Source organism: Mesorhizobium sp. BE184, from assembly GCF_031457045.1.
GTDB lineage: Bacteria > Pseudomonadota > Alphaproteobacteria > Rhizobiales > Rhizobiaceae > Mesorhizobium.
Window position 1 is genome coordinate 290,335 of sequence record NZ_JAVDVU010000001.1, and the last position, 21,606, is coordinate 311,940.

The 21,606-nt window shown below is 63.6% G+C and carries 26 protein-coding genes; 22 read left to right on the forward strand and 4 right to left on the reverse strand.

Annotated features, from left to right (window positions below; genetic code table 11):
* Positions 1 to 31 precede the first annotated feature (31 nt).
* The 5 genes from J2X35_RS01385 to dxs all read left to right on the forward strand — a co-directional run bounded on the left by J2X35_RS01385 (position 32) and on the right by dxs (position 4,438).
* On the forward strand, positions 32 to 958 hold the full coding sequence (locus J2X35_RS01385; RefSeq protein ID WP_310183688.1) for a histone deacetylase family protein: 927 nt from the start codon (positions 32 to 34) through the stop codon (positions 956 to 958).
* Positions 959 to 961: 3 nt separating this feature from the next.
* Positions 962 to 1,213, forward strand: a complete 252-nt coding sequence (locus J2X35_RS01390; protein ID WP_056107698.1) for an exodeoxyribonuclease VII small subunit — start codon at positions 962 to 964, stop codon at positions 1,211 to 1,213.
* A 23-nt stretch (positions 1,214 to 1,236) separates the two neighbouring features.
* Positions 1,237 to 1,524 carry a DUF2277 domain-containing protein gene (locus J2X35_RS01395; protein ID WP_310180448.1) on the forward strand — a complete coding sequence of 96 codons (288 nt, stop codon included), beginning with the start codon at positions 1,237 to 1,239 and terminating at the stop codon, positions 1,522 to 1,524.
* 6 nt (positions 1,525 to 1,530) lie between these two features.
* Positions 1,531 to 2,451, forward strand: coding sequence for a pirin family protein (locus J2X35_RS01400; RefSeq protein WP_310180449.1), 921 nt, complete (start codon positions 1,531 to 1,533; stop codon positions 2,449 to 2,451).
* Between the two features lie 73 nt (positions 2,452 to 2,524).
* Positions 2,525 to 4,438, forward strand: coding sequence for a 1-deoxy-D-xylulose-5-phosphate synthase (dxs, locus tag J2X35_RS01405; RefSeq protein ID WP_310180450.1), 1,914 nt, complete (start codon positions 2,525 to 2,527; stop codon positions 4,436 to 4,438).
* A gap of 151 nt (positions 4,439 to 4,589) precedes the next feature.
* Here dxs and J2X35_RS01410 read toward each other — a convergent pair whose 3' ends face one another.
* On the reverse strand, positions 4,590 to 4,871 hold the full coding sequence (locus tag J2X35_RS01410) for a hypothetical protein (RefSeq protein ID WP_310180451.1): 282 nt from the start codon (positions 4,869 to 4,871) through the stop codon (positions 4,590 to 4,592).
* Between the two features lie 109 nt (positions 4,872 to 4,980).
* Positions 4,981 to 5,757, reverse strand: coding sequence for an exodeoxyribonuclease III (gene xth / locus J2X35_RS01415; protein WP_310180452.1), 777 nt, complete (start codon positions 5,755 to 5,757; stop codon positions 4,981 to 4,983).
* A 231-nt stretch (positions 5,758 to 5,988) separates the two neighbouring features.
* Here xth and J2X35_RS01420 point away from each other — a divergent pair, with 231 nt between their 5' ends.
* The 5 genes from J2X35_RS01420 to J2X35_RS01440 all read left to right on the forward strand — a co-directional run bounded on the left by J2X35_RS01420 (position 5,989) and on the right by J2X35_RS01440 (position 9,236).
* A complete protein-coding gene (locus J2X35_RS01420) occupies positions 5,989 to 6,225 on the forward strand; it encodes a hypothetical protein (protein ID WP_056107712.1) in 237 nt (78 codons plus the stop codon).
* 68 nt (positions 6,226 to 6,293) lie between these two features.
* On the forward strand, positions 6,294 to 7,055 hold the full coding sequence (locus tag J2X35_RS01425) for a TlyA family RNA methyltransferase (protein WP_310180453.1): 762 nt from the start codon (positions 6,294 to 6,296) through the stop codon (positions 7,053 to 7,055).
* Positions 7,052 to 8,287 (forward strand): class I SAM-dependent RNA methyltransferase, encoded by a 1,236-nt coding sequence (locus J2X35_RS01430; RefSeq protein WP_310180454.1) that lies wholly within the window; start codon positions 7,052 to 7,054, stop codon positions 8,285 to 8,287. The genes J2X35_RS01425 and J2X35_RS01430 overlap by 4 nt, the downstream gene beginning before the upstream one ends.
* Positions 8,288 to 8,359: 72 nt before the next feature.
* Positions 8,360 to 8,731 (forward strand): antitoxin Xre/MbcA/ParS toxin-binding domain-containing protein, encoded by a 372-nt coding sequence (locus J2X35_RS01435; RefSeq protein ID WP_310180455.1) that lies wholly within the window; start codon positions 8,360 to 8,362, stop codon positions 8,729 to 8,731.
* The gene (locus J2X35_RS01440) at positions 8,697 to 9,236 is read left to right on the forward strand and encodes an RES family NAD+ phosphorylase (RefSeq protein WP_405023189.1); all 540 of its coding nucleotides are present in this window, start codon (positions 8,697 to 8,699) and stop codon (positions 9,234 to 9,236) included. The genes J2X35_RS01435 and J2X35_RS01440 overlap by 35 nt, the downstream gene beginning before the upstream one ends.
* Before the next feature lie 28 nt (positions 9,237 to 9,264).
* Here the strand turns inward: J2X35_RS01440 and tldD are convergent, their stop codons facing one another.
* Positions 9,265 to 10,677, reverse strand: a complete 1,413-nt coding sequence (gene tldD, locus J2X35_RS01445; protein WP_310180457.1) for a metalloprotease TldD — start codon at positions 10,675 to 10,677, stop codon at positions 9,265 to 9,267.
* Positions 10,678 to 10,986: 309 nt separating this feature from the next.
* On the opposite strand from tldD, the gene J2X35_RS01450 reads away from it, so the two are divergent.
* Positions 10,987 to 11,514, forward strand: coding sequence for a cupin domain-containing protein (locus tag J2X35_RS01450; RefSeq protein WP_056107730.1), 528 nt, complete (start codon positions 10,987 to 10,989; stop codon positions 11,512 to 11,514).
* A 1-nt stretch (position 11,515) separates the two neighbouring features.
* Here the strand turns inward: J2X35_RS01450 and J2X35_RS01455 are convergent, their stop codons facing one another.
* The gene (locus J2X35_RS01455; protein WP_056107733.1) at positions 11,516 to 12,031 is read right to left on the reverse strand and encodes an invasion associated locus B family protein; all 516 of its coding nucleotides are present in this window, start codon (positions 12,029 to 12,031) and stop codon (positions 11,516 to 11,518) included.
* 379 nt (positions 12,032 to 12,410) lie between these two features.
* Between J2X35_RS01455 and coxB the strand changes: the two genes are divergently transcribed.
* The 11 genes from coxB to rnhA all read left to right on the forward strand — a co-directional run bounded on the left by coxB (position 12,411) and on the right by rnhA (position 21,604).
* On the forward strand, positions 12,411 to 13,277 hold the full coding sequence (gene coxB / locus J2X35_RS01460) for a cytochrome c oxidase subunit II (RefSeq protein ID WP_056115191.1): 867 nt from the start codon (positions 12,411 to 12,413) through the stop codon (positions 13,275 to 13,277).
* A 36-nt stretch (positions 13,278 to 13,313) separates the two neighbouring features.
* A complete protein-coding gene (gene ctaD, locus J2X35_RS01465) occupies positions 13,314 to 14,966 on the forward strand; it encodes a cytochrome c oxidase subunit I (protein ID WP_056107736.1) in 1,653 nt (550 codons plus the stop codon).
* A gap of 93 nt (positions 14,967 to 15,059) precedes the next feature.
* Positions 15,060 to 16,004 (forward strand): heme o synthase, encoded by a 945-nt coding sequence (locus J2X35_RS01470; protein WP_056107738.1) that lies wholly within the window; start codon positions 15,060 to 15,062, stop codon positions 16,002 to 16,004.
* 2 nt (positions 16,005 to 16,006) lie between these two features.
* Positions 16,007 to 16,171, forward strand: a complete 165-nt coding sequence (locus tag J2X35_RS01475; protein WP_056107742.1) for a hypothetical protein — start codon at positions 16,007 to 16,009, stop codon at positions 16,169 to 16,171.
* Between the two features lie 8 nt (positions 16,172 to 16,179).
* Complete coding sequence (locus tag J2X35_RS01480) at positions 16,180 to 16,815, forward strand: cytochrome c oxidase assembly protein (protein WP_310180458.1); 636 nt, start codon at positions 16,180 to 16,182, stop codon at positions 16,813 to 16,815.
* Position 16,816: 1 nt separating this feature from the next.
* Positions 16,817 to 17,701: a cytochrome c oxidase subunit 3 gene (locus tag J2X35_RS01485; RefSeq protein ID WP_056107750.1), complete on the forward strand. Its 885-nt coding sequence runs from the start codon at positions 16,817 to 16,819 to the stop codon at positions 17,699 to 17,701.
* A 107-nt stretch (positions 17,702 to 17,808) separates the two neighbouring features.
* Entirely contained in the window at positions 17,809 to 18,195 is a 387-nt protein-coding gene (locus tag J2X35_RS01490; RefSeq protein ID WP_056115195.1) for a DUF983 domain-containing protein, read from the forward strand.
* A complete protein-coding gene (locus tag J2X35_RS01495) occupies positions 18,192 to 18,950 on the forward strand; it encodes an SURF1 family protein (protein ID WP_310180460.1) in 759 nt (252 codons plus the stop codon). Before J2X35_RS01490 ends, J2X35_RS01495 begins: the two co-directional genes overlap by 4 nt.
* Before the next feature lie 133 nt (positions 18,951 to 19,083).
* Positions 19,084 to 20,088, forward strand: coding sequence for a 4-hydroxy-3-methylbut-2-enyl diphosphate reductase (gene ispH, locus J2X35_RS01500; RefSeq protein WP_310180461.1), 1,005 nt, complete (start codon positions 19,084 to 19,086; stop codon positions 20,086 to 20,088).
* Between the two features lie 2 nt (positions 20,089 to 20,090).
* Positions 20,091 to 21,071 carry a homoserine kinase gene (locus J2X35_RS01505; RefSeq protein WP_310180463.1) on the forward strand — a complete coding sequence of 327 codons (981 nt, stop codon included), beginning with the start codon at positions 20,091 to 20,093 and terminating at the stop codon, positions 21,069 to 21,071.
* Positions 21,068 to 21,604: a ribonuclease HI gene (rnhA, locus tag J2X35_RS01510; RefSeq protein ID WP_310180464.1), complete on the forward strand. Its 537-nt coding sequence runs from the start codon at positions 21,068 to 21,070 to the stop codon at positions 21,602 to 21,604. Before J2X35_RS01505 ends, rnhA begins: the two co-directional genes overlap by 4 nt.
* Positions 21,605 to 21,606: the final 2 nt, after the last annotated feature.

A 21,606-nucleotide genomic window follows, 5' to 3' on the forward strand; every position in this document is an offset into this window, starting at 1 on the left:
GGGGCCGGTTTCGGCGCTCTATGTTAGGGCAATGGTTACCCGTCTCTACACGCATCCCATCTACCTGGAGCATCTCACCCCGCCCGGCCACCCGGAGCGGCCGGACCGCCTTCGTGCGATAAGCCGGGCGCTGGATGAGGAAGGTTTCGCCGCGCTTGACCGGGTCGAAGCCCCGATGGGCGACGAACAGTCGATCCTGCGCGTCCATCCGGAGCAGTTCGTCGAAAGCGTGCGCGCCGCGATCCCGCAAGCCGGACTGGCCAGCCTCGATGCCGACACTGTGGCGAGCCCGAAAAGCTGGCAGGCGACGCTGACGGCAATCGGTGCCGCCAATGCCGCGGTGGACGACGTCTTCGAGGGCAGGGCGGCCAACGTGTTCGTCGCTTCGCGGCCTCCCGGCCACCATGCCGAGAAAACCACGGCCATGGGCTTTTGCCTGTTCAATCACGCCGCCATTGCCGCCCGCCACGCGCAGGCGAAACACGGCGCCGAGCGGGTGGCGATCGTCGATTGGGATGTCCACCACGGCAACGGCACGCAGGATATCTTCTGGGACGATCCTACGGTTCTGTACTGCTCGACCCACCAGATGCCGCTCTATCCGGGCACCGGGGCCAAGACCGAGACCGGCGCCGGCAATATCGTCAACGCACCGCTGGCGCCGCAAACCGGCAGCGAGCAGTTCCGTGACGCCCTGCTGTCGCGCGTGCTGCCGTCGCTGGACGCCTTCTGCCCCGATCTCATCATCATTTCGGCCGGCTTCGACGCGCACCACCGCGACCCGCTGGCTGAGATCAATCTCACCGAAGACGATTTCGACTGGGCCACCGGGCAATTGATGGAACGCGCTGCCCGCCATTCATCCAACCGCCTCGTCAGCCTGCTGGAAGGCGGTTATGATCTGCAGGGGCTGGCGTTCTCCGTTGCGGCCCATGTCGGGCGTCTCATGAAAGGATAGGAAATGGCCGACGAGCCGAACGAGGATGTCAAGGCGATGAGTTTCGAGCAGGCGCTCGATGCGCTGGAGAAGATCGTCGATGATCTGGAGCGCGGCGACGTGCCGCTCGACCAGTCGATCCGCATCTATGAGCGTGGCGAGGCGCTGAAGGCGCATTGCGACCGCCTGCTGAAGTCCGCCGAGGACAAGGTTGAGAAAATACGCCTCTCACGCGAAGGCCGGCCGGTTGGAACCGAGCCCCTGGACGCGGAATAGCAAAGACCGAAGGAGGTTCAGCGATGTGCCGCAACATCAGGACGCTGTTCAATTTCGATCCGCCGGCGACGGACGATGAGGTTCGCGACGCCGCGCTTCAATTCGTGCGCAAGTTGAGCGGAACCACGCATCCATCGAAGAAAAACCAGGATGTTTTCGACCGGGCTGTCGATGCGGTTGCCGCGTCGGCCCGCCAACTGCTGGATTCCCTGGAGACGACGCAGCACCCCCGCGACCGCGAGGAAGTCGCCGCCAGGGCGCGGGCGAAGTCGGCGCAGCGCTTTCCCAAGATCGTCTTCGAGGATTCCTGATCGGCCATGAGCTTCTTCCCCGGAAACGACCCGCATGCGGGCGATGCGTTTGCCAGCGACCAGATCGAACTGATGGTCATCCCCAACGCGCGCGACATTGACGGTTTCCAGGTCCGCCGTGCGCTGCCGACGGCGCGCCGCAGGCTTGTCGGCCCGTTCATTTTCTTCGACCGCATGGGGCCTGCCATCCTGCGCGCCGGGCAGGCGCTGGACGTGCGCCCGCACCCGCATATCGGCCTGTCCACCGTCACCTATCTGTTCGACGGCAAGATCAGGCACCGCGATTCGCTCGGCACCGAAATGGTCATCGAACCCGGCGACGTGAATTTGATGACCGCCGGCCGCGGCATCGTGCATTCCGAACGCACCCCGGAGGAACTGCGCTGCGCGCCGATGTCGGTTTCGGGCCTGCAGACGTGGCTGGCCTTGCCGGACGGCAAGGAAGAGGTCGCTCCCGTCTTCGAGAATACCGCCAGCGCCACGCTGCCCGAGTTCGACGCCGAGGGCGTCAGGGGCCGTGTCGTCATTGGAGAGTTCGGCGGGTTGAAATCGCCGGTGCGCGCTGCTTCCGAAACGCTCTATGCCGATATGCGGCTCTCGCCCGGCGCCCGCGTTCAGATACCGGCCGATGCCGAGGAGCGCGCCATCTATACGCTGGAAGGCGAGGTGTCGATTTCCGGGGATGTTTTCCCCGCCGAGCGGCTGCTTGTCTTCCGTCCCGGCGACGAGATCGTCGTTTCGTCGCAATCGGGCGCGCATTTCATGCTCTTCGGTGGCGCGTCTCTCGGTTCGAAGCGCTACATCTGGTGGAATTTCGTGTCCTCTTCGAAGGAGCGCATCGAACAGGCCAAGAATGAGTGGAAAACCGGCCGTTTCGACATCGTTCCGGGCGACGAGGAAGAGTTCATCCCGCTGCCCGAAAGCTGAGCCGCGTCACCGCCGCGCATTTACTTTGCCGGCCAGCCGTCCTATTTCGCATGGGTAGCACAGGCATATTGAATTGAGCCCGAAACCTGAAACGCCGCTTCTCGACAAGGTCCGCATTCCTGCCGACCTGCGATCGCTTGATGAGAGCGATCTGCCGCAGCTTGCGGCCGAATTGCGGGCGGAACTGATCGATGCGGTCTCCCACACGGGAGGCCATCTCGGCGCGGGCCTCGGCGTCGTCGAACTGACGGTGGCGCTGCACTACGTCTTCAACACGCCCGACGACCGGCTGATCTGGGACGTCGGCCATCAGGCCTATCCGCACAAGATCCTGACCGGCCGCCGCGACCGCATCCGCACCTTGCGGCAGGAGGGCGGCCTTTCCGGCTTCACCAAGCGCGCCGAGAGCGAATACGATCCGTTCGGCGCGGCGCACTCGTCGACCTCCATCTCCGCCGGCCTCGGCATGGCCGTGGCGCGCGACCTGTCGGGCGGCAAGAACAACGTCATCGCGGTCATCGGCGACGGCGCCATGTCAGCCGGCATGGCCTACGAGGCGATGAACAATGCCGGCGCTCTCGACGCGCGGCTGATCGTCATCCTCAACGACAACGACATGTCGATTGCGCCGCCCACCGGCGCGATGAGCGCCTATCTGGCGCGTCTCGCCTCCGGCCGCGCCTATCTCGGGCTGCGCGATTTCGGCAAGAAGCTGACCGCTTATCTCGGCAAGCGCGCCGACCGGGCCATCAAGCGCGCTGTCGAGCACGCGCGCGGCTATGTCACCGGCGGCACCATGTTCGAGGAGCTGGGCTTCTACCATATCGGCCCCATCGATGGTCACAATCTCGAGCATCTGGTTCCTGTCCTCAAGAATGTCCGCGACAATGGCGACGGCCCGGTGCTGATCCATATCGTGACGCAGAAGGGCAAAGGCTATGCGCCCGCCGAAGCGGCCGCCGACAAATACCATGGCGTCAACAAATTCGACGTCGTCACCGGCGCGCAGGCCAAGGCGCCCGCCAATGCGCCGAGCTACACCAGGGTGTTCGCCGAAAGCCTGATCCAGGAAGCGCGCGAGGACGAGAAAATCGTCGCCGTCACCGCCGCCATGCCTTCCGGCACCGGCCTCGACCTGTTCGGCGATGCCTTTCCCGAACGGACTTTCGATGTCGGCATCGCCGAGCAGCATGCCGTCACCTTCGCGGCAGGCCTCGCCACCGAGGGCTACAAGCCCTTCGCCACGATCTATTCCACCTTTTTGCAGCGCGCCTACGACCAGGTCGTCCATGACGTCGCGATCCAGAAGCTGCCGGTGCGGTTCCCGATCGACAGGGCAGGTTTTGTCGGCGCCGATGGACCGACGCATTGCGGCGCCTTCGACACCGCTTATCTCGCCCTGCTTCCCGGTTTCGTGGTCATGGCCGCCGCCGATGAGGCCGAACTCAAGCACATGGTCCGCACCGCCGCGGCCTATGATGAAGGCCCGATTTCCTTCCGCTATCCGCGCGGCAACGGCGTCGGCGTCGACATGCCGGAACGCGGGTCGGTGCTGGAAATCGGCAGGGGCAGGGTGCTGAGGGAAGGCACCAAGGTCGCGCTCCTGTCATTCGGCACGCGGCTTCAGGATTGCCTTCTCGCCGCCGAGGAACTCGGCGCCGCCGGGCTATCGACGACGGTTGCCGACGCGCGCTTCGCCAAGCCGCTCGACGAGGATCTGATCCGCCGGCTGGCTCGATCGCATGAGATACTGGTGACGGTGGAAGAAGGCTCGGTCGGTGGTTTCGCCAGTCATGTCCTGCAATTCCTGGCGCATGAAGGGCTTCTGGAAAGCGGCCTGAAAGTTCGTCCGCTTATCCTGCCGGACGCTTTCGTCGACCACGCCAAGCCCGAGAAGATGTATGTCGATGCCGGGCTCGACTCGACGGGCATCGTGCACACCGTCTTTTCCGCGCTTGGCCACTCCACCAGCGCCCAGCGCGCATAAGCGCACAATATTTATTGTATTTTAGTGGTAAATTTCGGCTGCCTGGCGCTGCCGGAACTGGTCGCCTGGAGCATTGTGAAAGTTGGTGCCGCAGCCGCTTGAAAATTATCGAGGCGCCCATTTGGGCGCCCCGATAGAGCGATCATGCAGCCTACTTGGCCGCGCAATCCGGCTTCTTAGTGCCATCGGCGGCCATGCTGTTGTTGGTGCCCTTGGTTGCATCCATGCAATCTGCCGCCTGTTCCGGCGTCTTATTGGTTTTCATGCTTCCATCAGGGGACATCGTCTGCGTTCCCGTTCCGGCGTTTGGTGTCGCTGGCGGGTTAACCGTCGTGGGCGTGTCGCTGTTGTTGCTGCCCGAGCCGCTCGTCTGCGCCATGGCCGTTGTCGCCAGTGCAAGTGAAAACAGTGTTGCTGTGAGAATGGACTTCATCAAACTCTCCCTGATCGCTGAAGTGCGATTATGGTCCAACGAAGGCGCCCGACAGTTGTTCCTCGAAATGGGATCACGACTTTGTCGGTTGATTTAAATCCGCACTGACCTACGCACGCGCCAACCTGACCCATGCCGGAGCATGGTCGCTCGCCCCTTCCTCGCCCCGCAGGTCGCGATCGACGCCAGCGTCTTCGAGGCGATCGGCGAGGTCAGGGCTCAACAGCAAATGGTCGAGCCGCAAGCCCGCATCGCGCGGCCAACGGTTCCGCATGTAGTGCCAAAAGGTGTAAATGCGCTCGTCCGGGTGGATCGTCCGCAGCGCGTCGGTCCAACTGCGGCCGACCAGTCTCTTGAATGCGGCCCTGCTTTCCGGCTGGATAAGGGCATCGTCATCCCAGGATTTCGTCGGGTAGATATCGAGTTCTGTCGGGGCGACGTTGAAATCGCCGGCGAGGACGATGGGAGCGCCCGACTTGTGGAGCTTGGTCGCATGGGCCTGCAGGCGCTTCATCCAGGCAAGCTTGTAGTCGAACTTCGGCCCCGGTTGCGGGTTGCCGTTGGGCGCATAGATCGATGCAATGAGGACTCCGCGCACCGCTGCCTCGATATAGCGGGCCTGAGTGTCATCGGGATCGCCCGGCAATTCTGTCCTGGTGACCACCGGCTCTGAACCGCGGGCCAGGATTGCGACGCCGTTCCAGGTCTTCTGCCCCACCCAGACCGAGCGATAGCCAGCCTCGGCTATGGCTTGTTCGGGGAACGACCGCTGATCGGCCTTCAACTCCTGCAGGCACACCACATCCGGCTTGCGGGTCCGCATCCAGGCCGTCAGGTTCTCCAGCCGCCGGTTGACGTTGTTGATGTTGAAGGTGGCGATCAGCACGGTCTATGCGCTCTCGACGGTTGGTTGCTTGTGGCTTGCAAGGGATGCCAAGCGATCTAGCGCGTTGCATCCGGCGCGTTGAATCAGTTTCCCAGCTTGATGAATCGGATTGTCTGAAATCCATTCTAACGGGTTGTTTACGCTCCTTTTTGACATCATGCTTACCTTGTCTCTTGGCCGTTTTTCAACGCGCACCTGCTAGGAAACGATCCGGCAGGGAGAATAAAAAGAATGACACGGCTTCTCGCGGGCATGGCCTTTTTCATGCTCGTCACCGCGCAGGCGACGGCGGAAACGCCTTATGACCGCAAGCTGGAGCAGGCGGTCATGCGCATCGTCGCCGCCAAGATGGGCGACATACGCGGCGGCTTTTCCTACGCCCAGACACCGCAGTTGATCCGGGCTCCATCCGTCCCCTTCGCGGCGCCGCGTGAAGAGGCTTCGGCCGGGGCAAAGGACGCGGGCTGATCGTCCTCACCGCGGCACCTGCGGTCACAACGGTTGCGTTCGTGGTCCGCTTTCGCCATTGAAGGCGGATGAACAATCAGCCAGCCAGCCAGCGTCAGCGGCTCGATGAACTGCTCGTCGAACGCGGCCTGTTCGCCAGCCGGTCGCGCGCCCGCGACGCGGTTCAGCGCGGCACGGTTTCCGTCGATGGACTGGCGCAGGTCAAGGCGGGTGTTCTGGTTTCCGGCGACGCCGAGATCGCCGTGGCCGATCCGGCCCGGAATTATGTCTCGCGCGCCGCGCTGAAGCTGATCGCCGGGCTGGACCATTTCGGCTTCGATCCGCAAGGCGCGGATGCGCTCGACATCGGCGCATCGACCGGCGGCTTCACGCAGGTCCTGCTCGAGCGCGGCGCTGGCCATGTCACGGCCATCGATGTCGGCCACGGACAAATGCATTCTTCGGTCCGCGCCGACAGCCGCGTGACATCCGTCGAGGGGCTGAACGCCCGCAACCTCACCGCGTCCGATCTGGCCGGACGCGTGCCGGATTTCATCGTCTCGGACGTTTCCTTCATCTCGCTGAAGCTGGCGCTGCCGCCGGCGCTCGCCCTGGCGGGAAAGGACGCCAAGGCCGTCCTGCTGGTCAAGCCGCAATTCGAGGCGGGCCGCGAACGCATTGGCAAGGGCGGACTTCTGAGGGACCCGGCGGATGCCGAGCGCATAGCCGAAGATTTGCGTGACTGGCTGAATGCCGTTTCGGGCTGGCATGCTGTCGGCCTGCATCCTTCGCCAATCGAAGGCGGCGACGGCAACCGCGAATTCCTGCTTGGTGGGATAAAGGACCGATGAACGTGCGTTTCACCATCGACAGGCTGGGCGCGCACGGTGACGGCATCGCCCGGACCGAGTCCGGCGATGTCTTCATCCCTTTCACGCTGCCGGGCGAAACGGTGACGGCGGCGCTTGCGAGGGATCGCGCCGCCTTGATGGCTGTGCTCGAACCTTCGCCGCTGCGTGTCGTGCCGCCCTGCCGTCATTTCACCGAATGCGGCGGCTGCGCGCTGCAGCATCTGGAAACCGACGCCTACCGTGCCTGGAAAAGGGAGCGGGTCATTCAGGCCTTGAGAGGAATCGACTGCGCTGTCGGTCCGATCATTGCCTGCGAACCGCACACGCGCCGCCGCGCCACGCTGGCCGTGCGCCGCACCGAGGCCGGCATGCTGCTCGGCTTCAACCGGCATCTGTCGTCGGAGATCATTCCCATCGAGGAATGCCCGATCCTGCTTCCCGAGATCGTCGGTGCTTTCGACAGGCTGAGAGCCGTTGCAAGTTCCATCTGCACCACGACGAAGCCGTTTCATTTGACTGTAACGGCCACGATTTCCGGCCTTGATGTCGCTGCTCAGGATTCTGGCCTTCTGGATGACAGGCAGCGTCGCGACGCCGCGGATTTCGCCATCCGCGAAGGCCTGGCGCGGCTTTCCGTCGATGGCGAGGTCGTCGTCGAGACGAAAAAGCCCGTGGTCATGTTCGGCAATGTCGCCGTCAGCCCACCGCCCGGTGCGTTTCTGCAGGCGGCCCATCAAGCCGAGCAGGCCATGGCCGGGCTGGTCGGCGAGCATCTCGCGAAAGCCAAGCGGATTGCCGACCTGTTTTCCGGCTGCGGCAGTTTCGCGTTGCGGCTGGCGTCGAAGTCCGAGGTCCATGCAGTGGAAGGCGATGCCGCCGCGCTTGCCGCCCTCGACCGCGGCTTTCGCTTCGCCAGCGGCCTCAAGCGGGTGACGACCGAGAAGCGCGACCTTTTCCGCCGTCCGCTCACCTTCAAGGAACTGGCCGCTTTCGACGGGCTGGTGTTCGACCCGCCGCGCGCCGGCGCCGAGGACCAGGCAAAGCAGATTGCCCGCTCCGACGTGCCTTATGTGGCCGCTGTGTCCTGCAATCCCGTGACGCTGTCGCGCGACCTGCGCATCTTGCTGGACGGCGGCTACAGGCTGAAAAGCGTCACGCCCATCGACCAGTTCCTCTGGTCGCCGCATGTCGAGGCGGTCGCGCTGCTGGAGAAGCCGCGGAAAAGGCGTTGATGGGCGCGGGCTTGAATTGCGCACCGATTGAGCTTATTTTGACATGACCTAGTCAATTCATGGATAGAATAAATGAGCTCGGCGGCATTCCAAATTGCGGCATTGCGGTTTGAGGAAGGACGAACCCCCTTCCTCTCGGCAAGGCGCGTTGCCGAACAGCTTGGCGTCAATCTGGGTGAACTGGCCGGCCTTATCGGTGTCGCCCGCAACACGCTGACTGCCAAGACTGGCGCGCGCAAGGTCGATGCGGCTTTGAGCCCTGTCGTCCGCATTCTCTCGATGGCCAGTGAAATGGCCGGCGACGAACAGCGCGCCGCCATCTGGTTCAAGCATCAGCCGATCCCCGGCTGGGCCGGCAAGACGGCCTACGATCTCGTCCACGACGGCAAGGCCGAAAAAGTGCTTTCCTATCTGGAGGCAGTGCGTTCCGGCGTCTATGCCTGAATCGCTGCCGCCGCAGGTGCTCTGGCGGGCCTTCGTCCCGCGCTGGGCTCATGTGCCGCTTTCGGGCGAAGGGGCGGCGCGTTTCGGCGGGCGATGGAACCCCGTCGGCGCCAGGACGATCTACGCGGCTCGCGAATTATCGACCGCCTGGGCCGAATACAATCAGGGCTTTGTCCAGCATCCGGCGCTGATCGCGCAACTTGAGCTGCTGCAGGCGCGTCTGGCCGATTTGACCCATGAGGAGACGCTGGCCGCTTTGAACATCGGGCCGGACATCCATCGCTGCCAATGGCGCGACGCGATGGACCGGGGGCTGACGCCTGAGACGCACGCATTGAGACAGCGGCTGTTGGCAGACGGATTTGACGGCGTGATTTACCCCTCCGTCATGTCGCCGGGCGGCACCTGCGTGGCGCTGTGGCGCTGGAACGAGGACGGCGCACCGAAGCTCAACGTCATCGATCCGGATCACCGCTTGCCCAAGACGACAGCCTCCTGGGTTTAGCCGATCAGGAAAACAAGGTTCGGAGCGACTAAACCCGCGTCCCGCCGACCGTCATCTGGTCCATCCTGAGATGCGGCTGGCCGACGCCGACCGGCACGCCCTGGCCGGCCTTGCCGCACATGCCGATGCCGGTATCGAGCTTCATGTCGTTGCCGATCATGGAGACGCGGTGCATGGCGTCGGGGCCGTTGCCGATCAGCATGGCGCCCTTGATCGGCTGGGTGACCTTGCCGTCCTCGATCATGTAGGCCTCGGTGCAGCCGAACACGAACTTGCCGGACGTGATATCGACCTGTCCGCCGCCGAAGGACACGGCATAGATGCCGTTCTTGACCGAGGCGATGATTTCCTCGGGTTCCATGTCGCCGGCGGTCATGTAGGTGTTCGTCATGCGCGGCATTGGCTGGTGGGCATAGCTCTCGCGCCGCCCGTTGCCGGTCGCCTTCATGCCCATCAGACGGGCGTTCTGCCGGTCCTGCATGTAGCCGACCAGCTTGCCGTCTTCGATCAGCACATTGCGCGCCGAAGGGGTGCCTTCGTCGTCCACGGTCAGCGAGCCGCGCCGTTCGGCGATGGTTCCGTCGTCGACGACCGTCACGCCCCTGGCGGCGACCTGCTGGCCGAGCAATCCGGCGAAAGCCGAGGTCTTCTTGCGGTTGAAATCGCCTTCCAGCCCATGCCCGACCGCTTCGTGCAGCATGACGCCTGGCCAGCCGCTCGACAGCACGATGTCGAAGGTGCCAGCCGGGGCAGGAATGGCCTCGAGGTTGACGAGCGCCTGCCGCAGCGCCTCCTGCGCGGTGTGCTTCCAGCTGTCCTCGGCGACGAACTGGTCGAAGCCGGTGCGCCCGCCAATGCCGAAGGAACCGCTTTCCTGGCGGTCGCCTTCGCCGACGACGACGCCGACATTGACCCGGACCAGCGGGCGGATGTCGCGCACCGTCTGGCCGTCGGCACGCACGATCTCGACATGCTGCCACGACGAGGTGAGCGAGGCCGTCACCTGCCGCACGCGCGGATCGGCGTTGCGCAAAAAGGCGTCGACCTCCTGCAGCAGCTTGGCTTTCGCCTCGAAGGACGGCGACGGGATCGGGTTCTCGTCGCTGTAGAGATGGCGGTTGGTGCGCGGCGGCGCTTCCGCCAGCGTGCCGGAATAGCCGCCCTTGACCGTGGCCACGGCATCGGAGGCGCGCAGGAGCGCCGCCTCCGACAGCTCGCTCGAATGGGCGTAGCCGCTTGCCTCGCCGGCCACGGCGCGCAGTCCGAAGCCCTGGTCGGTGTTGAAATTGGCCGTCTTCAGCCGGCCATTGTCGAACATCAGCGCTTCGCTCTCGCTGTATTCGAGGAACAGTTCGCCATCGTCGGCGCCGTTGAGCGTATCGGCGACGATCCGCTTGATGCGGTCTTCGGAAATGTCGAACTTGCCGATGAGGCTGGTCATGGAGGGTTGTCCTGAACGGGGAATGGTTTTCACCGATGTAGGCGCGTCGGTCCCATTCGGCAACCGCTACTGGCGGACGGACGCCTTGATGCGAACCATGAAGGACTGCCATATCGCGGACCGATTTCCGCATATACATATGTTGGCGTGACGCTGCCAACGAAGGCGACGTCCAGATTGGCAAGGGAGCCTTCCTCGGCAAGGCCTTGATCCAGCAGTCTTTGCCGTTCCGCTCATTGGCCTTAGCCCCGCGAGGATATGGCAACCCCGCGGCGGAAGCTGTCCGCCGCAAACCTTCGAGGATCAAAAATGCCGGTACGGGAAAGACCATCCTTCATCGCCCATTGGCATGACATCGAACACGACGACGACTGGCACTATGACGAAGATGACGAGCCGATGAGCATCGGAGCGCCTTTCGGCAGACATTTCGGCCTGACAAAGCTGGGCATCCACCATCAGCGGCTGCCCCCCGGCCGGCGCACATCCTTTCCGCATGCCGAGAGTGCCGAAGAAGAGTTTGTCTACGTCATCGAAGGCGAACCTGACGTCTGGATCGACGGCTATCTCCATCGGCTAGTGCCTGGCGATGCCGTCGGGTTTCCGGCCGGCACCGGGATCGCGCACAGCTTTCTCAACAACACCGACGCCGACGTCCGCCTTCTCGTGGTGGGCGAACGGACCAAGCCGGAGAACCGTGTATTCTATCCCCTCCATCCTGAGCGCAGACCGCTGCATCCCGACTGGTGGGACGGTCATCCGACGCACGCGCTTGGTCCGCACGACGGAATGACCGACAAGCGGCGCGCAGAGAAGGCCAGGCGAAAAGCCGAATAGGTCAGGGCAGCGCTGCGAAGCCTTCGCCGAAGCCTTTCAGGTCGACCGGGATGCCGATGCCTTCCTCAGGCGTCTGGAAGACGATGAAGGTCGCGGCCTTGCCGGTCTTCAGCGTGTCGAGCAGCGGCTTTTCGAGGATGACCTCGGCGTAGCACCCGTCCTGGAAGCAGCGGACGAAATAGGCGCGGCCGATATCCTTGCCGTCGACGTTCAGGCCAAGGCCGTTCGGCAAAAGCACGCCAAGGGGCGCCAGCACGCGCAGGATTTCCGCCTTGTTGTCGGCGGTGCGCAGGACGACCACCGAAAGGCCCATCTCGGGCCTGTCCTCGGCGACGACATTCTGCATCATCACGCATTGCTCGGAGGTCGCGCCGGCCGGCGTATCGCAGATGATGGACCAGGCGCCATGGGTCGATTTCACCGTGCCGCTCGGCTGCGCGGCATACGCGCTTGCGCACATCGACAGGGCGGCAAGCAGGACGACCTTCGCCGAAATTTTCGAGACCCAAGAGTTCATAACGGCTCCATCACGAATCACGGCACTTTAAGCCCGGCAAAAGCAGAGGAAAAGCAGGCGACAGGCTTCAGTCCGCCTTGAATGCGGCTCGAATGCGGTTTTCAGGCCAAAATCCTCGTTCGGACCCGTTCGCCCTGCTTTATACCGTGCGATGGCGGAAAAACAGGCCCGGCGGGCAACCTTCCGCACGATATCTGGCGCGGCGTGCAGCCGCCGCCAGCCTTACGCGCAAAAATGCCGCACGGTTTCGGCCGCTCCTTTCTTGCGGCGGGAAAAAGAGTATGGTTTGAACCACGCTTAGCTGTCCGGGATTCCCGTTCGGGCATTGTTATGTATTCTTGCGGCCGGATCGTGAGGGCACTGGGAGATGATGAGGGCGATGAGGAAATTTATTGCAGGCGCCAGCGCCACGACCGCGTTTCTCGCAGGTGCTTCCGCCCATGCGGCGCAGCCTGTCGAATGGCAGATGACATTCCAGCCCGCCGCCACCGGCATGATGAGCCAGATCACCTGGTTCGAGCATTACACGCTCTGGTTCATCGTACCGATCACCCTGTTTGTGCTGGGGCTGATTGCCTACTGCTTCTTCAGGTTCCGCGACAGCGTCAACCCGACCCCGACGCGCACGAGCCACAACACCTTCATCGAGGTGCTCTGGACCGTGGGGCCGGTCGTGATCCTGCTGTTCATCGCCATTCCCTCCTTCCAGCTTTTGACCGCGCAGTACACGCCGCCGGAAGAGCCGAAGCTGACCATCAAGGCGACGGCCAACCAGTGGAATTGGGACTACGAATATCAGGTCGATCAGCCGCTTTCCTACAACTCAGCCCTGCTGCAGGACGGCGATCGCGCCGGTCTCGGCAAGGAAGACAAGGCTGCCTACCCGCGCCTGCTGGCGGTGGACAACGAGATGGTCGTGCCGGTCAACACGACGACGCGCGTTCTGGTGACCGCGGCCGACGTGATCCACGCTTTCGCCATGCCGGCTTTCGGCGTCAAGACCGACGCGGTGCCCGGCCGCATCAACGAAATCTGGTTCAAGCCCGAGAAGGAAGGCCTCTATTATGGCCAGTGCTCGGAATTGTGCGGCAAGGACCACGCCTTCATGCCGATCGCGATCCGCGTCGTTTCGGATGCTCAATACAACACCTGGCTGGCAGCGGCCAAGGCAGACCTTCCCGGCGCCAACAAGGCGCTGATGGCCGAGGTCGAGGGTACCAACAAGGTAGCGGCCGCCGGCAACTGACGCACGGCCAAGCAAGAATAGGGAACGGAGCGGAAAATGGCGCACGCTGCAGCTCACGACGATCATGACCACAAGCCGTATCGTGGCTGGGTCCGGTGGGTTTATTCCACCAACCACAAGGATATCGGCACGCTCTATCTGATCTTCGCGATCTTCGCCGGCTGCCTTGGCGGGTTCCTTTCGGTCATGATGCGCTGGGAGCTGGCGGAGCCGGGCATCCAGATATTCAACGGTCTCGCCCAGATGGTCTACGGCGTCGGCGCCGATGAATCGATCGATGCCGGCAAGTCGATGTACAACGCCTTCACCACCGCCCATGGGCTGGTCATGATCTTCTTCATGGTCATGCCGGCGCTGATCGGCGGCTTCGCCAACTGGATGGTTCCGATCATGATCGGCGCGCCGGACATGGCGTTCCCGCGCATGAACAACATCTCCTTCTGGCTTCTGCCGCCGGCGTTCATCCTGCTGATCCTGTCGGCCTTCATGCCGAGCGCGCCCGGTGCCTGGGGCGTTGGCGGCGGCTGGACGATCTATCCGCCGCTCTCGACGTCGGGCCAGCCCGGACCGGCCATGGATCTGGCGATCCTGTCGCTGCACATCGCCGGCGCTTCCTCGATCCTCGGCGCGATCAACTTCATCACCACCATCTTCAACATGCGCGCGCCGGGCATGACCATGCACAAGATGCCGCTGTTCGCCTGGTCGGTGCTGATCACCGCCTTCCTGCTGCTGCTTTCCTTGCCGGTTCTGGCGGGCGGCATCACCATGCTTCTTACCGATCGCAATTTCGGAACGTCCTTCTTCGTGCCCGAAAATGGCGGCGACCCGATCCTGTTCCAGCACCTGTTCTGGTTCTTCGGCCATCCCGAAGTGTACATCCTGATCCTGCCGGGCTTCGGCATCGTCAGCCACATCGTCTCGACCTTCTCCCGCAAGCCTGTCTTCGGCTATCTCGGCATGGCCTATGCCATGGTCGCCATCGGCGCCGTCGGCTTCGTCGTGTGGGCGCACCACATGTACACCACCGGCCTGTCGCTCGACACGCAGCGCTATTTCGTCTTCGCAACCATGGTCATCGCGGTGCCGACCGGCGTGAAGATCTTCTCTTGGATCGCGACCATGTGGGGCGGCTCTATCTCGTTCCGTACCCCGATGCTGTGGGCAGTCGGCTTCATCTTCCTGTTCACGGTTGGTGGCGTCACCGGCGTGCAGCTGGCCAATGCCGGCCTCGACCGTTCGATGCACGATACCTACTACGTCGTGGCGCACTTCCATTACGTGCTGTCGCTCGGCGCCGTGTTCGCCATCTTCGCCGCCTGGTACTACTGGTTCCCCAAGATGACCGGCTACATGTATTCGCCGGTGATCGGCAACACGCACTTCTGGGTTACGTTCGTCGGCGTGAACCTGGTGTTCTTCCCGCAGCATTTCCTCGGCCTCGCCGGTATGCCGCGCCGCTACATCGACTATCCGGACGCGTTCGCCGGCTGGAACCATGTTTCGTCGATCGGCTCCTACATCTCGGCGGTCGGCGTGCTGATCTTCCTCTACGGCGTGTTCGAAGCCTTCCAGAAGAAGCGCGTCGCCGGCGCCAACCCGTGGGGCGAGGGCGCAACGACACTGGAATGGCAGCTGCCTTCGCCGCCGCCCTTCCACCAGTGGGAGCAGCTGCCCAGGATCAAGTAAGCGGCAGCAGAACGTTCAGGACCGCCGGCCCCGCCGGCGGTTTTGGCCAAACGGCCAGCGATTTTGGCCAGAATGACTGGAATTTGAGTACGTATGGCCCTTGTTGACGATACCCGGATCGAAGAAGCGGGCTTTCGCGTGTCGGAAGCCACCGCCGGGGATTTCTTCGCCCTCTTGAAGCCGCGCGTCATGTCACTCGTGGTGTTCACCGCGTTCGTCGGGCTGGTGGCCGCCCCGGTCGCGATCAATCCGCTTCTCGCCGTCATCGCCATCCTCGCCATCGCCATCGGCGCCGGCGCGTCGGGCGCGCTGAACATGTGGTATGACGCCGACATCGACGCGGTCATGACCCGCACCGCCAACCGGCCGGTGCCGTCGGGCCGCGTGCTGCCCGGCGAAGCGCTGGTCTTCGGGCTGGTTCTGTCGGCGCTGTCGGTGATGACGCTCGGCGTGCTGGTCAACTGGCTGGCCGCCGTTTTGCTCGCCTTCACCATCTTCTTCTACGCCGTCGTCTACACGATGTGGCTGAAGCGCTGGACGCCGCAGAACATCGTCATCGGCGGCGCCGCCGGCGCTATCCCGCCGGTCATCGGATGGGCGGCTGCGACCGGATCGGTCAGCCTCGAAAGCGTCATCCTGTTTCTCATCATCTTCCTGTGGACGCCGCCGCATTTCTGGGCGCTGGCTTTGTTCAAGTCGGGCGACTATGCGCGCGCCGGCATCCCGATGATGCCGAACGTCGCCGGTGAGGCCTCGACCCGCCGCCAGATTTTCGCCTATGCGCTGGTCCTGGCGCCAATCGGCGTCCTGCCCTGGGCAATGGGCTATACGAGCGCCGTCTACGGTGTTGCCGCCGCGCTGCTCGGCATCGGTTTCGTCGGTTATTCCTGGCGGGTTTTCACCATGCCGGACTCCGATCGGGTGATGAAGCCGGCCAAGGCATTGTTCGGCTATTCGCTGCTCTATCTCTTCGCCATCTTCGCGGCCTACCTTGGCGACAGCGTCGTCGAGCGGTTCCTCTCGATGGGTGGCCTGTAACCATGCCCGAAGAAAAGCTCGAACTCGTCACCTTGACCGACCGGCAGAAGAAGGCCCGCCGCAATCGCTCGGTGGCGATTGGCCTGGCGCTTGGCGTGCTCGTCATCATCTTCTATGTGGCGACCATCGCCAAGTTCGGCCCCTCGATCCTCAACCGGCCGCTGTGAGGGATTGAATGAGCCAGCCTGCTGAAAAAACCAGACAGAAGGCTACCGGTGCCAGGGGCAACGGCGTCGTCGCTGGCATCTGCGTGGCGTTTTTCGTCGGCATGATCGGGATGGCCTACGCCGCCGTGCCGCTCTACCAGATGTTTTGCCAGGCGACGGGCTATGGCGGCACCACGCGGCGGACGACGCAATATGCCGACCGCGTGCTCGACCGCGACATCACGATCCGCTTCGACGCCAACACCTCCGGCGTGCCGTGGGATTTCGCGCCCGTGGCGCGTTCGATGACGATCAAGATCGGCGAGACGGCGCAGGCGCACTATACCGCGACCAACAAGTTCGACAGGCCGTCGGCCGGCCGCGCGACCTTCAACGTCGTGCCGGAAATGGCCGGCGCCTATTTCAACAAGGTGGAGTGCTTCTGCTTCACCGATACGACCTTGCAGGCCGGCCAGACGATGGATATGCCGGTGGTCTTCTATGTTGACCCCGACATCGTCAATGCGCCAGAACTGAAAGACATCAAGACGATTACGCTTTCCTATACGATGTTCCCGATCGAGGCGAACAAGCCGGTTGCCGCGGCGCCGGTCGAAGACAAGAGCACGACTATTCCGAATACCGCAGAGACTCTCGGGGGTTGACATGGCAGACGCACACGCAAAACCGCAACACGACTACCATATCATCGATCCCAGCCCGTGGCCGTTCATCGGCTCGGTCGGTGCGCTCATCATGGCCATCGGCGGCGTCGCCTGGATGCAGTATCTCAAGGGCAACGAGTTCCACCTGGTCGGGTTGAACATCGCCGGTCCGTGGATCTTCTTTGTCGGCCTGCTGGTCATCCTCTATGTGATGTTCTCGTGGTGGTCGGACACGGTGAAGGAAGCGCATGAGGGCCACCACACGCGGGTGGTTTCCCTGCACCTGCGCTACGGCATGATCATGTTCATCGCCTCCGAGGTGATGTTCTTCGTCGCCTGGTTCTGGGCCTTCTTCGACGCCAGCCTGTTCCCGAACGAAATCCATCAGGTAGCGCGCGCCGAATTCACCGGCGGCGTCTGGCCGCCGAAGGGCATGGAGGTGCTCGATCCCTTCCACCTGCCGCTCTACAATACGATCATCCTGCTGCTTTCGGGCACCACGGTCACCTGGGCGCACCATTCGCTCATCCATGGCGACCGCAAGGGCCTGATCAACGGCCTGGTGCTCACCGTCGGCCTCGGGCTGTTGTTCTCCATGGTCCAGGCCTACGAGTACATCCACGCGCCGTTCGCCTTCAAGGACTCGATCTACGGCGCCACCTTCTTCATGGCGACCGGTTTCCACGGCTTCCACGTCATCATCGGCACCATCTTCCTAGGCGTCTGCCTGGTGCGCGCCATGCGCGGCGATTTCACCCCGAAGCAGCATTTCGGCTTCGAGGCGGCGGCCTGGTACTGGCACTTCGTCGACGTGGTCTGGCTGTTCCTGTTCGCCTGCATCTATGTGTGGGCCTCGCACGGCGCGGTCATCGAACACGCCGGCTGAGCCCGATCGATATGATATGAGGGGGTGGCCGTGGCGACATGGCCGCCCCTTGTCTTTTTGGCGTCGCTTTTAAACGACGCTCATGGCCTCGGCCGTGGGAGTTGATCATGGATGAAGACAAAGCGCTGTGGGCGCCCGTCGAGCCGATTTCCGCCGGCCTGCGGGGCCGCTGCCCGCGCTGCGGCGAGGGCAGGCTGTTTTCCGGCTTCCTGTCGGTCGGCAAAAGCTGCGTCAATTGCGGACTGGATTATTCCTACGCCGATGCCGGCGATGGTCCCGCCGTCTTTGTCATCCTGATCATCGGTTTCGTCGTGGTCGGACTGGCGCTGTGGATGGAGGTGACGCTCAATCCGCCGCTATGGCTGCACTTCATCCTGTGGGTGCCGCTGACGCTGGTCCTCTGTCTCGGTGCGCTGCGCCTCATCAAGGGCGTGCTCTTGACGCTGCAATACAGCAACAAGGCAGCCGAAGGCAGGCTGGACGGCGGCAAATGAGCACCGGTGTGCATCAAGCGGATGCGGGCCATAGTCGGCCCCGCAAGGCTTTGGCGCTGGTTCTCGGCGCAATCGCTTTCCTGATCCTGATCGGGCTGGGCACCTGGCAGGTGCAGCGCCTGCAGTGGAAGGAAGGCCTGCTGCACACGATCGAGACGCGCATGCATTCGGCGCCGCTGCCCCTGGCGGACGTGGAGCGGCAATTCGCTGCCTCCGGCGATGTCGACTATGTGCCGGTCACGGTGTCGGGCACATTCCTGAATCAGGGCGAGCGCCATTTCTTTGCTACATGGCAGGGCGATTCCGGCTTCAACATCTTCACGCCCTTGCGGCTCGATGACGGCCGCTACGTGCTGGTAAACCGCGGCTTCGTGCCCTACGACCTCAAGGAACCGGCAAGGCGGCCGCAAAGCCAGCCTGCCGGCAGGGTCACCGTCACCGGGCTTGCGCGCAATCCGCTGGCCGGCAAGCCGTCGTCGATGGTGCCCGAAAACGATCCGGCCAAGAACATCTTCTACTGGAAGGACCGCGACGCGATGGCTGCAACGGCTGGGCTTCCGGCCGGCGCCGGCATCGTGCCGATCTTCATCGACGCCGATGCAACGCCCAATCCCGGCGGCCTGCCGGTCGGCGGCGTCACCATTGTCGACCTGCCCAACAATCACCTGCAATATGCCGTGACATGGTACGGGCTGGCGTTGGCGCTGCTCGGTGTGCTGCTGGTGTGGCTGCGGCGTCAATACAAGGGAAAATAGAGCCGGATATTTGCCGGTGAGGGGTGCTTCGACGGCTGGCGTGGTATTTGGACCTGGCGCTTCTCAAATGCGCCGCCGGCCTTGACAGTGCGACACGCACGCCGCATTTCCAGCCTTGAACGGAACCGGAAGAATGCTTCACACCAAGCCGCCCTTGACGATCAGGCTGTGCCAGCCGCGCGGCTTCTGCGCCGGCGTCGACCGCGCCATCCAGATCGTCGTGCTGGCGCTGAAAAAATACGGCGCGCCTGTCTATGTCCGCCACGAGATCGTCCACAACCGCTATGTCGTCGAGGGCCTGCAGAACCTCGGCGCGGTGTTCATCGAGGAACTGTCGGAGATACCCGCAGAGCATCGGCGGTCGCCGGTGGTGTTTTCCGCCCATGGCGTGCCGAAATCGGTGCCGGCGGACGCGCAGGCCCGCAATCTCTTCTATCTCGACGCCACATGCCCGCTCGTCTCCAAGGTACACAAGCAGGCCATGCGCCACCAGCGGCAGGGCCGCCACGTGCTGCTGATCGGCCATGCCGGCCATCCCGAGGTCATCGGCACGATGGGCCAGCTTGCCGAAGGCGCGGTGACGCTGATCGAAACCGAGGAAGACGTTGCCAATTTCGTGCCGCGGGACGCCGATGCGCTTGGCTTCGTCACCCAGACGACGCTGTCGGTCGAGGACACCGCCGGCCTGCTGAGGGCGCTGGAGCAGAAGTTCCCGAACATGCAGGCGCCGGCGGCTGAATCGATCTGTTACGCGACGACAAACCGCCAGGACGCGGTGAAGGAGGCGGCTCCGGGCACCGATCTCTTCCTGACGGTCGGCGCGCCCAATTCGTCCAATTCGCGCCGGCTGGTCGAGGTCGCCGAGCGTGCTGGCGCCAGGCGTTCGCTGTTGGTGCAGCGCGCCGGCGAGATACCGTGGGAGACCCTCGGCGATATTTCGGTTCTCGGCCTCTCGGCCGGGGCGTCGGCGCCTGAAATCATCGTCGACGAGATCATCGACGCGTTCCGCCAGCGCTTCGATGTCAGGGTCGAACTCGCCGCCACCGCCGAGGAAACGGAAAACTTCCCGGTCATGCGCGTGCTGCGCGATGTCGAGCTGACGCCCGCCGACATGGCTTTCGTCAACGGGACGGCATAGGCATGGCCGTCTACACCGACATCGGCGAGATCGAGCTCGCTGCTTTCCTTGAGCACTATGGCATCGGCGAACTGCTCTCCTACAAGGGCATCGCCGAAGGCGTCGAAAACTCCAACTTCCTGCTGCACACCTCCACCGGCGTCTATATCCTCACGTTGTACGAGAAGCGGGTGAACCGGGACGACCTGCCGTTCTTTTTGGGACTGATGCGGCACCTCGCCGGCAAGGGCCTGAGCTGCCCGCTGCCGGTCACGCGCAAGGATGGCCAGACCATCGGCGAACTGGCCGGTCGCCCCGCCGCGATCATCACTTTCCTCGAAGGCATGTGGATGCGGCGGCCGACGGTGGACCACTGCCGCGAGGTTGGCAGGGCGATGGCGCAAATGCACCTCGCCGGCCAGGATTTTGCCATGCGCCGGGACAATGCCCTGTCCGTGTCCGGCTGGCGGCCCCTGTGGGACAAGGCCCGCGACCGCGCCGGCGAGGTCGAAGAGGGGCTTGCCGCGGAAGTGGAAAGCGACCTGGCCTTTCTGGAAGCCAACTGGCCGACCGAACTTCCATCAGGCGTCATCCATGCCGATCTTTTTCCCGACAACGTCTTTTTCCTCGGCAAGCGCCTGTCGGGCGTCATCGATTTCTATTTCGCCTGTACCGACCTTCTGGCCTACGACATTGCCATCTGCCTCAACGCCTGGTGCTTCGAAAAGGACAACGCCTTCAACCTGACCAAGGGCATGGCGCTGCTCGGCGGCTACACCGCCGTGCGTCCGCTTTCCGCCGAGGAGGCGAAGGCGCTGCCCATACTGGCGCGCGGCTCGGCCCTGCGCTTCCTGCTGACCCGGCTTTACGACTGGCTGAACACGCCGGCGGGCAGTCTGGTGGTCAAGAAGGACCCGCTCGAATATCTGCGGCGCATGCGCTTCCACCGGCAGATCGGTTCGGCCGAGGAATATGGCCTCAAGATCGAGACGGTGACGGCGTGAGGCGCGTCGAGGCCTATACGGACGGCGCGTGTTCCGGCAATCCCGGCCCCGGCGGCTGGGGCGCGGTGCTTCGCCTGCGCAGCGAAGGGGCCAATGACGGCGCGACGCGCGAGCTCAATGGCGGCGAGCAGTTGACGACCAACAACCGCATGGAGCTGATGGCCGCGATCAGCGCGCTGAACGCCATCAAGGACGGCACCGTTGTCGATCTCTACACCGACAGCAGCTACGTTAAGGACGGCATTTCCGGCTGGATCGATGGCTGGAAACGCAATGGCTGGAAGACGGCCGACAAGAAGCCGGTCAAGAACGCCGAGCTGTGGCAGGCGCTGGATGAGGCGCGCAAGCGTCATACCGTGACCTGGCACTGGGTGAAGGGCCATGCCGGGCACCCGGAGAACGAGCGCGCCGACGAACTCGCCCGCGCCGGCATGGCGCCATTCAAGCCGACGAAGTCGGTCGCGTCTTCCGCCTCCGTCAAGCGACCCGGCCCGGCGAAGAAGCCGGTCCGGCGGTCCAACCAGAGCTATTGAGG

What these genes read in the sequence shown, in the direction of transcription:
- J2X35_RS01425 (WP_310180453.1), top strand. Translation starts at nt 6,294, where the DNA reads ATGAACAATCAGCCAGCCAGCCAGCGTCAGCGGCTCGATGAACTGCTC.
- J2X35_RS01450 (WP_056107730.1), top strand. Translation starts at nt 10,987, where the DNA reads ATGCCGGTACGGGAAAGACCATCCTTCATCGCCCATTGGCATGACATC.
- J2X35_RS01420 (WP_056107712.1), top strand. Translation starts at nt 5,989, where the DNA reads ATGACACGGCTTCTCGCGGGCATGGCCTTTTTCATGCTCGTCACCGCG.
- J2X35_RS01470 (WP_056107738.1), top strand. Translation starts at nt 15,060, where the DNA reads ATGGCCCTTGTTGACGATACCCGGATCGAAGAAGCGGGCTTTCGCGTG.
- J2X35_RS01430 (WP_310180454.1), top strand. Translation starts at nt 7,052, where the DNA reads ATGAACGTGCGTTTCACCATCGACAGGCTGGGCGCGCACGGTGACGGC.
- J2X35_RS01495 (WP_310180460.1), top strand. Translation starts at nt 18,192, where the DNA reads ATGAGCACCGGTGTGCATCAAGCGGATGCGGGCCATAGTCGGCCCCGC.
- J2X35_RS01390 (WP_056107698.1), top strand. Translation starts at nt 962, where the DNA reads ATGGCCGACGAGCCGAACGAGGATGTCAAGGCGATGAGTTTCGAGCAG.
- J2X35_RS01410 (WP_310180451.1), bottom strand. Translation starts at nt 4,871, where the DNA reads ATGAAGTCCATTCTCACAGCAACACTGTTTTCACTTGCACTGGCGACA.
- coxB (WP_056115191.1), top strand. Translation starts at nt 12,411, where the DNA reads ATGAGGAAATTTATTGCAGGCGCCAGCGCCACGACCGCGTTTCTCGCA.
- ispH (WP_310180461.1), top strand. Translation starts at nt 19,084, where the DNA reads ATGCTTCACACCAAGCCGCCCTTGACGATCAGGCTGTGCCAGCCGCGC.
- J2X35_RS01505 (WP_310180463.1), top strand. Translation starts at nt 20,091, where the DNA reads ATGGCCGTCTACACCGACATCGGCGAGATCGAGCTCGCTGCTTTCCTT.
- J2X35_RS01490 (WP_056115195.1), top strand. Translation starts at nt 17,809, where the DNA reads ATGGATGAAGACAAAGCGCTGTGGGCGCCCGTCGAGCCGATTTCCGCC.
- ctaD (WP_056107736.1), top strand. Translation starts at nt 13,314, where the DNA reads ATGGCGCACGCTGCAGCTCACGACGATCATGACCACAAGCCGTATCGT.
- J2X35_RS01480 (WP_310180458.1), top strand. Translation starts at nt 16,180, where the DNA reads ATGAGCCAGCCTGCTGAAAAAACCAGACAGAAGGCTACCGGTGCCAGG.
- J2X35_RS01475 (WP_056107742.1), top strand. Translation starts at nt 16,007, where the DNA reads ATGCCCGAAGAAAAGCTCGAACTCGTCACCTTGACCGACCGGCAGAAG.
- J2X35_RS01385 (WP_310183688.1), top strand. Translation starts at nt 32, where the DNA reads ATGGTTACCCGTCTCTACACGCATCCCATCTACCTGGAGCATCTCACC.
- J2X35_RS01395 (WP_310180448.1), top strand. Translation starts at nt 1,237, where the DNA reads ATGTGCCGCAACATCAGGACGCTGTTCAATTTCGATCCGCCGGCGACG.
- J2X35_RS01400 (WP_310180449.1), top strand. Translation starts at nt 1,531, where the DNA reads ATGAGCTTCTTCCCCGGAAACGACCCGCATGCGGGCGATGCGTTTGCC.
- J2X35_RS01435 (WP_310180455.1), top strand. Translation starts at nt 8,360, where the DNA reads ATGAGCTCGGCGGCATTCCAAATTGCGGCATTGCGGTTTGAGGAAGGA.
- J2X35_RS01485 (WP_056107750.1), top strand. Translation starts at nt 16,817, where the DNA reads ATGGCAGACGCACACGCAAAACCGCAACACGACTACCATATCATCGAT.
- tldD (WP_310180457.1), bottom strand. Translation starts at nt 10,677, where the DNA reads ATGACCAGCCTCATCGGCAAGTTCGACATTTCCGAAGACCGCATCAAG.
- J2X35_RS01455 (WP_056107733.1), bottom strand. Translation starts at nt 12,031, where the DNA reads ATGAACTCTTGGGTCTCGAAAATTTCGGCGAAGGTCGTCCTGCTTGCC.